At 70.5% G+C, this 13,314-nt stretch carries 14 protein-coding genes; 9 read left to right on the forward strand and 5 right to left on the reverse strand.

The genetic code is table 11. The features are described 5' to 3' along the window. Positions 1–6: 6 nt before the first annotated feature. Positions 7–372, forward strand: a complete 366-nt coding sequence (locus tag Pflav_RS09995; protein WP_173035607.1) for a hypothetical protein — start codon at positions 7–9, stop codon at positions 370–372. Here the strand turns inward: Pflav_RS09995 and Pflav_RS10000 are convergent. Then, positions 369–1,208 (reverse strand): DUF3626 domain-containing protein, encoded by an 840-nt coding sequence (locus Pflav_RS10000; RefSeq protein ID WP_173042338.1) that lies wholly within the window; start codon positions 1,206–1,208, stop codon positions 369–371. The genes Pflav_RS09995 and Pflav_RS10000 overlap by 4 nt on opposite strands. Before the next feature lie 113 nt (positions 1,209–1,321). Here Pflav_RS10000 and Pflav_RS10005 point away from each other — a divergent pair, with 113 nt between their 5' ends. Next, entirely contained in the window at positions 1,322–2,581 is a 1,260-nt protein-coding gene (locus Pflav_RS10005; protein ID WP_173035609.1) for a hypothetical protein, read from the forward strand. Further along, positions 2,575–3,111 carry a hypothetical protein gene (locus Pflav_RS10010; protein WP_173035611.1) on the forward strand — a complete coding sequence of 179 codons (537 nt, stop codon included), beginning with the start codon at positions 2,575–2,577 and terminating at the stop codon, positions 3,109–3,111. The genes Pflav_RS10005 and Pflav_RS10010 overlap by 7 nt, the downstream gene beginning before the upstream one ends. A gap of 10 nt (positions 3,112–3,121) precedes the next feature. Here Pflav_RS10010 and Pflav_RS10015 read toward each other — a convergent pair whose 3' ends face one another. Continuing rightward, positions 3,122–3,853 carry an SDR family NAD(P)-dependent oxidoreductase gene (locus Pflav_RS10015; RefSeq protein WP_197938268.1) on the reverse strand — a complete coding sequence of 244 codons (732 nt, stop codon included), beginning with the start codon at positions 3,851–3,853 and terminating at the stop codon, positions 3,122–3,124. Positions 3,854–4,099: 246 nt separating this feature from the next. On the opposite strand from Pflav_RS10015, the gene Pflav_RS10020 reads away from it, so the two are divergent. The 6 genes from Pflav_RS10020 (at position 4,100) to Pflav_RS10045 (ending at position 9,853) form a co-directional block, all read left to right on the forward strand. Then, positions 4,100–4,876, forward strand: coding sequence for an IclR family transcriptional regulator (locus Pflav_RS10020; protein WP_173035613.1), 777 nt, complete (start codon positions 4,100–4,102; stop codon positions 4,874–4,876). Positions 4,877–5,034: 158 nt separating this feature from the next. Then, complete coding sequence (locus tag Pflav_RS10025) at positions 5,035–6,087, forward strand: extracellular solute-binding protein (protein ID WP_173035615.1); 1,053 nt, start codon at positions 5,035–5,037, stop codon at positions 6,085–6,087. 5 nt (positions 6,088–6,092) lie between these two features. Continuing rightward, complete coding sequence (locus tag Pflav_RS10030) at positions 6,093–7,802, forward strand: ABC transporter permease subunit (RefSeq protein WP_173035617.1); 1,710 nt, start codon at positions 6,093–6,095, stop codon at positions 7,800–7,802. Positions 7,803–7,804: 2 nt separating this feature from the next. Continuing rightward, positions 7,805–8,881, forward strand: a complete 1,077-nt coding sequence (locus Pflav_RS10035) for an ABC transporter ATP-binding protein (RefSeq protein ID WP_173035618.1) — start codon at positions 7,805–7,807, stop codon at positions 8,879–8,881. Between the two features lie 31 nt (positions 8,882–8,912). After that, entirely contained in the window at positions 8,913–9,050 is a 138-nt protein-coding gene (locus tag Pflav_RS10040; protein ID WP_173035620.1) for a hypothetical protein, read from the forward strand. Then, positions 9,047–9,853: a DUF6282 family protein gene (locus Pflav_RS10045; RefSeq protein ID WP_173035622.1), complete on the forward strand. Its 807-nt coding sequence runs from the start codon at positions 9,047–9,049 to the stop codon at positions 9,851–9,853. Before Pflav_RS10040 ends, Pflav_RS10045 begins: the two co-directional genes overlap by 4 nt. Before the next feature lie 4 nt (positions 9,854–9,857). On the opposite strand, the gene Pflav_RS10050 is transcribed toward Pflav_RS10045, so the two are convergent. The 3 genes from Pflav_RS10050 to Pflav_RS10060 are packed head-to-tail and all read right to left on the reverse strand — an operon-like array spanning position 9,858 to position 13,249. Beyond that, the gene (locus tag Pflav_RS10050; protein ID WP_173035624.1) at positions 9,858–10,685 is read right to left on the reverse strand and encodes a CoA transferase; all 828 of its coding nucleotides are present in this window, start codon (positions 10,683–10,685) and stop codon (positions 9,858–9,860) included. After that, on the reverse strand, positions 10,682–12,178 hold the full coding sequence (locus Pflav_RS10055; protein WP_173035626.1) for a CaiB/BaiF CoA-transferase family protein: 1,497 nt from the start codon (positions 12,176–12,178) through the stop codon (positions 10,682–10,684). Before Pflav_RS10055 ends, Pflav_RS10050 begins: the two co-directional genes overlap by 4 nt. A 3-nt stretch (positions 12,179–12,181) precedes the next feature. Further along, positions 12,182–13,249, reverse strand: coding sequence for an extracellular solute-binding protein (locus Pflav_RS10060; protein ID WP_232071211.1), 1,068 nt, complete (start codon positions 13,247–13,249; stop codon positions 12,182–12,184). Positions 13,250–13,314 lie beyond the last annotated feature (65 nt).

The following is a 13,314-nucleotide window of genomic DNA, read 5'->3' on the forward strand; positions in this document are numbered from 1 at the left end:
TTCGCCGTGCCCGACGAGTTCATCGGCCAGTTTTCGAAGCGCTACGCGGCGAACCCCGGCCCGGTCTCCGTGGACCTCATCCCACTCGCGGACGGCAGGGCCCTGGCCACCTTCGACGTCACCGTGCACCGGACCCTCTACAACCGGCCCGGCTACGCCAACGGCCCCTGCGGAACCTTTGTGACCCTGTCGGAGGTGCCCGGCATGCTCCGCCAGGCCGACGTCGACTGGCACGTGCATGTGCAGGCGCTGATCCCGACCCGTGAGGCCGCGGCCGTTCCCACCCCTAGCCCCGCGCCGGGAGCCACAACGCAGGTCATTGTCGACGACTCCTTCTACGTCAGGGAGGTCACCGACACGGTGCCCTGCTAACCGGTCGCCATCTCGGGGCTGCCGAAGCGGGCGACGTAGTGCCACACCCGCTTGAGGGACTGCTCGTCGTACAGCCCGGTGCGGGACGCGTCACCGATGATCGCCGGGTCGAGGTGGCCGCCGCGGGCGATCTCCTCGCCGAGGCGGACGAATTCCGGACCTCGGTAGTCCGGATGGCGGCGCAGCTCGTCGATCGCCAGCCGGAAGCCGCCGTGCCACTCGACCGGGCAGCCAAGCTCGCCGGCCAGCGCCTCGACCGGCGTACCCCGGTAGCAGGGGTCGAGCACCAGCGCCTCCACGTCCGCAGCGAGGTCGAGCGGGCCGTGCACGTGCGCCTCGACGTAGTCGTCGAGCGGCTCCATGTCGTCCGCCTCGGCCATCGCGATGAGCGTCGACACCCGCGTCACGACGCCGAAGTGCCGAGGCTGGAGGTAGCTGTCCGGATAGCAGAACGTGGTACGGGCCAGCGTGTGCGCGGCCATGCGCAGGTGCGCCGAGCCGAAGCGGGGCGAGCCGCCCACCACCCGGCGGCGGAAGTTGAGCGAGCCGTACTTGGGGCGGTCGGTCGGCGGCCCGGCGTCGTAGGCGGTCGCGAACATCCGGCTCTCCCACAGCCACCGGTCGCCGCCCTCGAACGCGGTGAGGCCGCCGTTGCCGGTACCGGTCTCGAACTGCGACCGGTACAGCCTGTCGCGGGCCATCATCTCCAGGATGTGTACGCCGCCGACGAGGCGGTCGGGGTGGAAGTGCAGCGTCACCCGCAGTGAGGGGTCGGCGGGCTCGCCGGTCGCGAGCGACGTCACGTGGGCGAGCGCGCGATCGCGCGACAACTCCATGTCCACGCGGTCCCCTTCCGAGTCGTCGGCAAGTTGGTCAAAGCGTGTCCGGGCTGGCCGGTTTGTCACTAATGTCGAGGCGTTCCGCCAAACGCACCCGGGGAAGGAGCGTAGTGCTCGGCTCCGCGCTCGCCTGGGTGCGCCGGCGCGACCCGGCGCTGACCGTCGTCCGCCGTGGGGTGCGGGTCACGACGGCCGCGTGCGTGGGCTTCTACTTCTCCCGGTACGGGCTGCACAACACCCAGATGGCCACGTACGCGCTGTTCGGCGCCGTCGCCATGGGCGCGCTCGCACAGATCCCGGGCACCCCCGCGCAACGCTCCCGCACGCTGGTCACGGTGCTGCCGGTCGGGTACGTGCTGGTGACCGCCGGGACGTTGCTGTCCGTGTCGACCTGGTCCGCCGTGCTCGGCATGCTCGCCTTCGGCTTCGTCATCAGCTATGCCGGTGTCGGCGGGCCACGGCTCATCGGCCTGGCCGCCGGCGTGCAACTGCTCTACATCCTGCCGAGCTTCCCGCCGTACGACCCCGGCGCCCTGGGCTACCGGCTGGCCGGGCTGACCATGGCGGTACTGCTGCTCGCGGTGGCCGAGCGGGTGCTGTGGCCGGACCCGGCGCCGGTCCCGTTCAAGGCACTGCTGGCCAATGGGTTCGCGGCGACCGCCGGCTGCCTGTCGGCGCTGGCCGAAGCGAGCGGCGGAGACGAGCGGAGCCGGGGCCGGACCGCCGAGCGGCTGGCGGAGGCCGAGCGCGCGGCGGAGGCGACCCGGCCGTACAAGCTCCAGCCGGGGCAGCGGCCGGCGTCGGCAAGCCGGCGGGACCGGGCGCTGGGCCACGCCGGCGGGTTGGTGCACATGATCCTGGGCGACACCGCGGACCTGGTGCACAAGGTCGATCCGGCGGCCACCCGCAGCCAGGCCATCGCCACGCTGCTGCACCAGCTCGCGGCCAGTGCCGAGGCCGCGGCCAGGTCGTTGCGCGGCGAAGGCCCGCCGCCGCAGGCAGCCCCGATCGACGAGGCGCTGGACACCTTCCGGCGCGAACGCCGCGAGGTGGTACCGGGCCGCGAGGACGCGGATCGGCTGCGTGCCGGCTCGCTCGCGATCGGCATCGGCGAGTGGACCAAGGAGGCGGTCACCGCCGTACGGGTGGCCGCCGGCGCACCCGCCCGCTGGGGCCCGGTGCCGCCCGCCGCCCAGCCCGGCCCGTTCTGGTACGCCAACCGGCCGGCCCGCTGCTCGGGCTGGGCTGGTCGCAGGCACTGTTCACGCTGGTCGTCTCGCTTGTCTTTGCCCAGCTGTCGCCGGTCAACTGGCAGCTGGCCGAGGCGCGTGCCATCGACGTCGCGGTCGGTCTCGCCATCGGCGTGCTGACCGGGCTGCTCGCCTGGCCGCGCGGTAGCGCCGGCGAGCTGCGCCGCGCCACGGCCCGCTTCCTCGTCGCCGCCGCGGCCGTGGTGCGCCAGACGATCGCGGCGCTGGCCGGCTCCGCACCGGCCGGGTCGGCGCTGCCCATGGCCCGGCGCGGGGGGCTGCTGGCCGAGGCGTCGTACACCCTGTACCAGGTCGAGCGGCACCCGTCAGCAGAGGTGGACTGGCCCGGCGCGCTGGACGCCGGGCACCACGCGGTCGGTGGCGCCGACAGCCTCCTGCGCAGCTCGCCGCCGGCCGAGCCGCTGTCCTGTCACCGTCAGCTCACCGGCTACGCCGACGCGGTCGCCGGCGGCTACGAGCGGCTCGCCGCCGCGCTGCGGGATCCAAAGCCGCGATGTGAACCGCCGCCGGCCGACCCCGGCGGGTGGCCGACCGACCTCGGACTCGACATGTACCGGCTGAGCGACCTTCGGGTCTGGCTCGATCGCCTCGCCGAAGACCTGGCCCAGGTGGGGGACCAGCGCCGGTAGCGTGCCCGGCTCAGCGGGCGACGTAACCGCCGTCCACGCTGAGGATCGTCCCGGTGATCCCGGCGGAGTCCGGCGAGGCCAGAAAGGCGATGGCCCGAGCGACCTCGTCGGGGGTCGACATGCGACCGATCGGATGGTTGCTCAACGTGATGGCGAGGCTCGCCGCCGGATCGGGGTCGGCCGCCCGCGTCTCGGCCATGAAGTCGGTGTCGACCGCGCCGGGCGCGACGGCGTTGACCCGCACGCCGCGACTCCCGTACTCGATCGCCAACTGGCGGGTCAGCTGGACGATCGCGCCCTTGGTCATCGCGTACACGCTCTGGTTCGCGATACCGACAAGGCCGGAGATCGAGGCGACGTTGACGATGCTGCCGCCGACCTCGGTCAGGTGGGGCAGCGCGGCCCGGGCGAACCGGAACGCCGGCCGCACGTTCACCGCGAAGAGGGCGTCGAAGTCCTCGTCGGTGGTGTCCAGGATGGGCCGGCGCAGGAAGCGGGCGGCGTTGTTGACCAGCAGGTCGAGCCGGCCGAAGGTGGCCACCGCGCGGTCGACCACGTCGCCCGGCGTCTCGGCGGTCGCCACGTCGGCGGGCAGCGGCACGACCCAGCCCTCCTCGGCGAGGTCCGCCACCGCCGGCGAGATGTCGACGGCGACGATCCGGTATCCCGCGGCCCGCAGCCGCACCACAGTGCTGCGGCCGATGCCCCGGGCGGCGCCGGTCACGACGGCGGTCAGATCCATATAGGTCTCCATCCCGGCTGCTGGTATAGGCATCCTGTTATCCAGGATGACGTGAGGCTAGGTGCCGGTACCTGGGCAGTCAAGGGGTCGCGCGACGCTTCGTCTAACTTCACAGAAATCTGGCGGAAATCTTGTTCAAGGTCTTGACACGACGTCGGCGTGATCACCTACAGTCCCCGTACCGAATAGCCGGATGGCCGCCCCGCAATGCGGGACGGCGACCAAGGTAGCGAGGGGAGTGCACCGATGGCCGACACCCGGGGTCCGCGTCCCGCCAGCGATGGGCTGGAGATCGCCAGCGGGGACATCCAGGTGGTCGCGCGGGTCGCGCAGCTCCTCCGGCTGCTGGCGGTCAACGAGACCATCGACCTCGTGTCCGCCGCCGAGGAGTTGGGCGTCGGTAAGTCCACCGCCCATCGTTACCTGGCGTCGATGGAAAACCACAGTCTTTTACAACGACGTGACCGAAACCGGTACGAGTTCGGCGTCCTTCTCGCCGAGCTGGGCACGATAGCGCTGTCCCGGCTCGGCGTGACCGACCTGGCCGGGCCGGTGATGGAAGAGATCAGCGTGCGGGTGCGCCACACGGTCGTGCTCAGCGTGTGGAACGGCCACGCTCCCGTCGTGGCACGAGTGCACGAGGACAGCAGCCGTACGGCGCACGTGTCGATCGCGGTCGGCAGCCGGCTCCGCCCCGGCACGGCCCAGGCCATGGTCTTCTGGGCCTTCCGGGGCGAGTCGTTCTACAGGTTCGGCGCGAAGGCGGCGGACGCGACCGAAGAAGAGTTGGCGGAGGTTCGCCGGACCGGGATCGCGGTCCGGGTGAGCCCAAGCGAAGGCGTCAGCGCGGTGGCTACCCCGGTGCGAGATCCGGCCGGACAGGTCGTCGCCACGCTGGCCGTTGTCGGCATCTCCCAGTTTGTGCCGCAGGATACCGACAGCCCGGTGGCGCGCGCCCTCTTGGCGGGCGCCGAAACGATCACCCGGCGGATGGTCAACCCGCTCGAGAGCGGAGCGGATTGACGTCGAGGCCTGGACGCCGCCGCTGAGACCGGCGCGCCGGGTATCGAAGCCGGGCTGATCCCGGGAAGTCGCCGACCCAGAGTTCATCCGTGAGCGGGAGCGGCGTGATGTTCCCGATCGTCGAGACAGTCCCCGATTGTCGAAAAAAGGGCGAAATAATGAAGACACTTCGTTTCTTTTCCTTGGTTGCGATAAGTTCCCTGCTACTTACGGCCTGCGGCGCGGGTGGTGACTCCGGCGGCGGTACGGGCGAGCAGAAGCTGACCTGGGCGAGCACCGGCGGACAGTTCCAGGAAGACGAGAAGAAGGCTCTCCAGGAGCCCTTCACCACCAAGACCGGCACCCAGTTCACGAACATCAGCCCGGCCGAGATCGCACAGGTCCGGACCATGGTGAAGTCGGGCAAGACGATCTGGGACCTGGCCAACATGAGCTGGATCTACGCCGGCGCGTACTGCGGGGAGCTGTTCGAGAAGCTGGACGACCCGGCTCTGGACCGGGCCAAGTTCCCGCCGGGTACGACCGGGGACTGCTTCGTCCCCACCTACCGGTACGCCAACATCTTCAGCTACAACGCCGACCTCTACCCGAACGAGAAGCCGACGAAGATCGAGGACTTCTTCGACGTCAAGCGCTTCCCAGGAAAGCGGATCGTCTACGACTACCCGAAGGCCGGGCTCCTCGAGGCCGCGCTTGTCGCCGACGGTGTGCCGCCGGAGAAGGTGTACCCGATCGACCTCGATCGGGCGCTCAAGAAGATTGACACGATCAAGAGCTCGATCGTCTTCGCACCGAGCTACGGCGCCATCCAGCAGATGCTCGTGGACCGCCAGGCGAGCATGGTGCTCACCGTGACGGCGCGGTCGATCGTCAGCGCGCAGAGTGGCGCCAAGCTCGTACCGGTCTGGGACTTCAACACCACCGACATCGGCGCGCTGGTCATCCCGAAGGGCACCCCGAACAAGCAGCTCGCCCAGCAGATGCTCGCCTTCGTCACCGAACCCGAGCAGGCCACCGCGTACGCGAAGCTGACCGGCACGGCCCCCGCGCGGAGCGAGGTCGACATCGCCTCGATCGGCTACACCGAGCAGCAGAAGTCGTTCAACGCGTTCCTGCCCGACCGCGGCCGGCTCGTCGAGCAGGACAAGCAGTGGTGGATCGACAACACCGACGCGGTCGTCAAGCGCTGGACCAGTTGGAAGGTTGGCTGACACGAATGGCTGCCCCCACAGCCACGGCCGAGGCGCCCACCGCGGGGCGCCTCGCCCGGCCCCGCTTCGACCGGACGCGGGCCAGCGGCTGGCTGCTCCTGCTGCCGGCACTGGCCGCCCTGGCTGTCCTGTTCGTACTGCCCCTCTCGAACGTCTTCGTGGACAGCGTCACCGAGCCGGAGGCGGGTCTCGGCAACTACGCGTCGCTGTTCACCGACGGGTACACGCTCCGCGTGCTCGGCCGGACGCTGCTCGTGGCGTTCGTCGTCTCGGCGGCGGGGCTGCTGCTGGCCTACCCGTACGCGTACGCGATGACGCTTGTCGGCCCGATGATGCGGGCCGTGCTGGTGACCATCGTGCTCATTCCATTTTGGACGAGCATGATGGCGCGCAACTTCGCCTGGATGGTCCTGATGCAGGACGAGGGCCTGATCCAGCGGATGATCTCGCCGTTCGGGCTCGGTGACGTCACCCTGCTCGGCACCACGCTGGCCGTCGGGATCTCGATGACCCAGGTGCTCCTGCCGTTCCTGGTGCTGCCGATGTACAGCGCGATGGACCAGATCGACCGGCGGCTGCTGTCGGCCGCCCAGAGCCTGGGCGCACCACGGGGACGGGCCTTCCGGCGGATCTACCTGCCGCTGTCCATGCCCGGCATCGTCGCCGGTGTGTCCCTCGTCTTCGTGCTGGCGCTGGGCTTCTACGTCACGCCCGCCCTGCTGGGCTCGACGCGGAACGCGATGATCGCCCAGGTCATCAACGTACGCACCAAGGAGCTGCTCGACTTCGGCGGTGCCGGTGCGATGGGCGTCCTGCTGCTCGTCGTCACGCTGCTCGTGCTCGGCGTCAGCCGCCGCCTCGCGGGACAGCGCGCGTCGGCCGTGGCACCCGGCTACCAGCCGGCGCGCTCGTCCGGAAAGGGAGGCCAGCCAGGGGAGCTGCGGCCGTGGCTCAAGGGGTACACGGCACTCGTCGCGATCCTGCTGGCCGCGCCGACCCTCGTGGTGATCCCGATGAGCTTCTCCTCGGGTACCACCTTCAAGTTCCCGCCGGACGGCTGGTCGCTGCGGTGGTACGAGCGGCTCTTCACCTCGCCGGAGTGGACTGCGGCGATCTTCAACTCGATCCAGGCGGGACTCTTCACCGCGCTGCTCGCGACGCTGCTCGGCACCACGGCGGCCCTCGGGCTGATGCGCCTGGCCCCGCGCTGGCGCGGCGCGCTCAACGGGCTCCTGCTCTCGCCGCTCATCGTCCCGCACATCCTTGTAGCGCTGGTGGTCTTCGCCGCGTTCCTCCAATGGGGACTGAACGGCACGCTCTTCGGCATCATCCTGGCGCACACCGCGATGGCCATCCCGTTCGTGGTGATCGCGGTGACCGCACGGCTGCAAGGGATGGACAGCCGCCTGCCCGGTGTGGCGGCGAGCCTGGGCGCCAGCCCGTTCTCCGCGTTCCGCCGGGTGACGTTTCCCCTGCTGCTGCCCGGCATCCTGTCCGGCGCCGTACTGGCGTTCGTGACCTCGCTGGACGAAGTGGTCATCGCCCTGTTCCTCCAGGCGCCGGGTGCGATCACGCTCCCGGTCCAGATGTTCAACAGCGTCACCGTCCAGATCGACCCGACGATATCCGCCGCGTCGAGCCTGATCGTCGTCCTCGTGAGCGTGCCCATCCTGCTCGCCCAAGTCATCGGCGCGCGGCGCGGAAAGGGAAGGTAACCGTGAGAAGTGGTGGGGGACGGATCGAGCTGGTGGACCTCTGCAAGCGGTACGGGTCCAACGACCCGCCAGCGGTGGACCACATCGACATCGACATCCAGCCGGGTGAGTTCATCACCCTGCTGGGCCCGAGCGGCTCGGGGAAGACGACGACGCTGAACATGATCGTCGGCTTCATCGCACCGACCTCGGGTGGCATCCGGCTCAACGGCCGGGACATCTCTCGGCTCCCGTCGCACAAGCGCGAGTTCGGCATGGTGTTCCAGAACTACGCGCTCTTCCCGCACCTGACCGTGGCGCAGAACGTGGCCTTTCCCTTGCGCGAGCGCAACGTGTCCAAAGTGGAGACAGCGCGGCGGGTGGGCGAGGCGCTGGAGCTCGTCGACCTGGGTGGCATGGACAAGCGCCGCCCGCACGAGCTGTCCGGCGGGCAGCAGCAACGGGTGGCGCTGGCCCGCGCGGTGGTCTTCTCGCCCAGCGTGCTGCTGCTCGACGAGCCGCTCAGCGCGCTCGACCGCAAGCTCCGGCAGTCGCTCCAGCGCGAGGTCAAGCGGCTGCACCGCGAGCTGAAGCTCACCTTCGTCTTCGTCACGCACGACCAGGACGAGGCGATGACGCTGTCCGACCGGATCGCCATCTTCGACCGAGGGCGGATCGACTCCCTCGGTACCCCCGCAGACCTCTACCACCGGCCGGCGACACAGTTCGCCGCGCGGTTTCTGGGCGAGTCCAACGTCTTCGCCGGCCGGTACCTGGCCGACGACGTCTACGAGTGGCACGGTCGCAAGTGGACGGTCGGCGAACAGGGGCGCGGTACCGGGGAGCGGGTGCTGATCGTACGGCCCGAGCGCACAAGCCTCGCCCTCGACGAGGAGTCGGTCCCGTCCGGATCCAACGCCGCCGACGCGGTGGTCACGGACGTCTCGTTCTACGGCACGTACAACCGGATCGAGCTGACGTACGGCGACGGCTCGGTCGGCTGTGCCGCGCTACCCGTCGGCACACCCGCCGCCGTGCGGCCAGGTGCCAAGGTGGTCGCCCATTGGCGGCCCGAAGACCAGGTCCTGGTGACCAAGTGAAGAAGAGCAAGCTAGACGCGAAGGAAGCAGCATGATCGCAGAGGTCTCATTGTTGGACCCCGAACTGGACGCGGGCCGGGAGGTGCCCGACGAGGAGGTGGATCGCCTGCTGGTCGGCGCGGTCGACCTGCACCAGCACCCCGGGCCGAGTCCGTTCCCCGGCGGATGAGCATCCTCGACGCGGCGCGCGACGCCGCGGGCGCGGGATTCCGCGCGATCGTGGCCAAGTCGCACCACCACAGCATGGTCACCGACATCCTCGCGCTGCGCTCGGCGGGACTCGCCGACCTCCCGATCGAGGTCGTCGGCGGGATCGCGCTCAACCGGACCGTCGGCGGCCTCAACCCGTACGCCGTCGAGCTGGCCCTGCGCATGGGCGGCAGGGTGGTGTGGTTTCCCACGCTCTCCTCCGCCGCCCACGTCAAGCACCACGAGGGGCACGACTCAGGCTTTCCCACCTCGGTGGTGGAGCTGCGCCCGCAGCCGCCGCTCTCGATCCTCGACGAGAGCGGCGCGGTGCTCCCGGAGGTCAGGGACATCCTGTCGGTGATCGCGGCCGAAGATGCCGTGCTGACCTGCGGCCACCTCGGTGTCACCGAGTCACAGCGGCTCATCGACGCGGGGCTCGAGGCGGGCGTACAACGCATCGTCGTCAACCACCCGTGCTTCGTCGTGGGCGCGTCGGTGGAGCAGGCGGCGGCCTGGGCGCGGCAGGGTGTCTACATCGAACACTGCGCGGTCATGTACTTCGGCCGCCCGGAGCGCCGGCGGGACCTGGGGGAGCTGCTCACGTTCATCAAGGCGGTCGGCCCCGGGCAGACCGTCATCTCCTCGGACTCGGGCCAGAAGAACAACCCGCTGCCGGTGACGCTCTACCGCAGGGCCGTCCGCGCGCTGCTGGACGCCGGCGTCACGGAGGCGGAGACCCGGCAGCTCGTGGGGACGAACGCGGGGCAGCTACTGCTGGGGTAGCTGCTCAGGCGTGCCAGCCGGGCGGCAGGTCGTGGAGCTGCACCACCCACGCACGGGCGAGACCGTCGATCCGCTCCGGCGCCAACCCCATCTCCCTGAGGATGGCGACCGCGTCGGAGCCGGGTCGGGGCGCCGGCCGCCCGGCCTGGAGCGATCGGCTCTCCATGGTCACGGCGGTACCGGGCATGACGACCGCACCGGCCTCCTCGCTCACCTGGGTCATGGACAGCCCCTGCGCGCGTACCGCCGGGTCGGTCATCAGCTCGGCCAGCTCCACGACGCGGTGCGCGCCCACGCCGGCGGTGCGGAGCCGGTCCACCCACATCTCGACGGTGCCGGTGGCGAAGGCCGCCTCCAGCGCCGCGGCCAGAGCCTCGTCGCCGGCGGTACGGCCGTGGATCGCCGCCAGGCCGTCCACCTCGGCCAGCGCCGGCAGGTCGTCCGCCGCCGCGCCGAGGTAGAACCAGCCGTCGGTCGCCTGGTAGAACCGCTGCAACGGGCCGGCACCGAGGGCCCAGAGGCCGGCCGGCTCCACGTCCGGCAGCGGCCCCGCTTCGGGCTCGACGATCAGCGTCGCCTGGTGCAGCGTCCCCACCTGGGCCAGCGACGTGGTGACGTGTAAGCCTTCCCCGCGTACGACCCGGTGGTAGATGGCGAGCGCGGCACCCAGGGCCGCGACCGTGCCGGTGCCGTAGTCGAGCACGTTGTACGGCCCCTGCACCATCGGCCGCCGGCCCCGGCCGGCCCGCTCGACGATCCCGGTGGCCGCCTGCCCCTGCGTCTCGTACCCCCGACGGCTTTCCCAGGGGCCGCCGTCTCCGTAACAGCTCACGGACACGTAGACGATGTCGGGCCGGTGACCCGCACGTGCTCGTACCCGGTGCCGTAGCGCTCGGCGGTGGCGCGCGGGAAGTTCTGGAGGAGGACGTCCGCCTCCCGCACGAGCGGCCAGAGCACCTCCTCCTGGCCGCGGGCGGACTCGACGTCGACAAGCATCGTGCGCTTGCCACGGTTGACGTACCCGTGCGCGTCGATCCGGCGCTGCGGAGAGTTGATCTTTATGACCTCGGCGCCGAACTCGCCGAGTATCCGTCCGGCGGTCGGCCCGGCGAGCACCTGCGTCAGGTCGACCACCCGCTTTCCCGCGTACGGCGGCGCACCCGTCGCGGGCCGCAGGGCCGGGCGCCGCGGCGGGGGAGCGTCGAGGGTGGCCAGGACGGCGGCCCGGTCGGCGTCCGGGAGGTGCCTCGGCCACAGTGGAGCCTCGTGCGTGGAGAGCCGTATCGGGCGGCCGGGCATCCAGGTCGGCCCGAGGACCGGGTCGTCCAGGCGGACGACCGCCCGCGTCTCACGGGCGTGGTCGGTCCGCGTCCACTCGGCCGCCGTGCGGACCATGCACAGCGGTACGCCCGCCGCGTTCGCGAGGTCCTCCCACTCCCGCGCGGGCCGCTGGAGGAACAGCGCCGTAAGCCGTTCGCGCAGCTCGGGAGCGAGCGTGGGATCGGCCGCCAGCCGTTGCCGGGACGTGAAGCCCTCGGCGACCCACGACGACTGGCCGGCGGCGTCCAGAAACCAGCTCATGAAGCGCATGCTTCCGCCGATAGGGTCGAACTGCACGTAGCGCCCGTCGGCACACCGGTAGGTGCCACTGCCGTTGGGATCCCGCCGCTTCTCCGGCGGCCGGCCGCGCTCGGCCGGGTACGCGCCGGCGACCCCGATCAGCTCGAACGTCGCGTTGAACAGCGGCACCTCGATCCGCTCACCCCGCCCGGTGCCGTGCCGCTCGGTGAGCGCCGCGACGATCGCGAGGCAGCCGAGGAACGCGGCGAAGTTGGAGGCCAGCGGAAGCGCGCAGTAGCTCGGGCGGGACCAGTCCCAGTCGTCCGGCGCCTCGTCCCGCCGCGGCCGGCAGTTGCCGGTCGCGGCGGCGATCACCCCCTCCCACCCCGGCACCGCGGCCCGCGGGTCGCCGGACCCGAAGCCGGGGAGGGAGCAGTACACGAGCGCGGGGTTGGTGGCCCGTACGGCGTCGGCGCCGAGGCCGAGCCGGTCCATCACACCGGGGCGGAAGTTTTCGACGAGCACGTCGGCCCGCTCGACGATCCGGCGAGCGATGTCCAGATCGGCTTCCCGCTTCAGGTCGAGCGTGATGCGTCGCTTGCCCCGGTGGAGGAAGGCGGCGCTGGGGTGCTCGCCGGCGGTCGTGCCCGGCCGGTCGACCCGGATCACGTCCGCGCCGTGGTCGGCGAGGAGCACCGCGGCCAGCGGGCCCGCGACGTGGTGACCGAAGTCGACCACCGAGATGCCGTCGAGTACACCAGGCATGGCTCAGCCCACCTGCCAGGCGGTCCACTTCTTGGTCACCTCGGCGACGTTCTCCGCCCAGAACTTGTTGTCCTGCCGCACCATCGTGCCGCTGCCCGAGGTCAGGAACGGGTTGAAGAGCTTGGCCGACTCCGAGTACGGGATCGTGTTGGGGTCGACGTCGGTGCGGACCGGAGCGTCGCCGCTCATCGCCGCGTACTTGATCAGCTGGGCCGGTTCGAGAGCGAAGACGATGGCGTCCTCGGCGGCCTTGGCGTGCGGCGCGCCCTTGGGAATGAGCCAGTTGGCGTAGTCCCAGCTGGTGAAGTCCCACACCGGGGCCATGGTGCCGCCGCTGTCGTTGATGATGCTCAGGCGGTTGCCCGTCGTCAGGGTCATGGTGGCCTGCTTGCTGACGAGGTTCTGCTGCAACGCCGTGTACGACGGCGCGAAGATGATGTCGGACTTGACGGTGTCGAGCTTCCGCAGCGCCCGCTCGACGTCGAGTGGGTACAGCTTGTCCGGCGGCACGCCGTCGGCGACGAGAGCGACCTCCAGAGTCCCCTTCGGGTTGGTGTAGATCACCCGCTTGCCGGGGAACGTCTTGGTGTCGAAGAAGTCGGCGACCTTCGTCGGGACGGTGCCCTTGTACGCGGTGGTGTCGTAGGCGAACTCGCTCGCGAACTTGATGCCCGGCACCGAGCACTCGGTGGTCGTGCCCTCCGGCACCAGCGTGGCGGGCATCCTGCTGGTGTCGACCTTCTCGAACAGGGTGCCGCAGTAGGCGTTCGCCAGGTACGAGCCGGTGTGCACGACGTCCCAGATCGTCTTGCCAGCTTCCACCATCGTCTGTAGCTGGCTGATGTAGGTCGGCGAGCTGACGTTGTCGAACTTCACGCCCGTCTTCGCCGTGAACGGCTCCTGGATGGACTTGGCCTGCTGGTTCATCGTTTCCCCGCCGATCGTCTGCCAGGCGAGGGTGATCTTGTCGCTCGGTACGGCCCGCGGCTCTTCGCCAGACGTGGCGGAGCCGCACGCGGTCGTCACCAATATTGTCGCGATGAAGGGGATCAACAGTCTCTGTGTGGACACACGGCACCTACCTAATTTCAACAGGGGACGCGGCCGGCGGTGCGGGGTTCGCTAGCGGCTCGCGG

This window comes from Phytohabitans flavus, from assembly GCF_011764545.1.
In the GTDB taxonomy this organism is placed as follows: Bacteria; Actinomycetota; Actinomycetes; order Mycobacteriales; family Micromonosporaceae; genus Phytohabitans; species Phytohabitans flavus.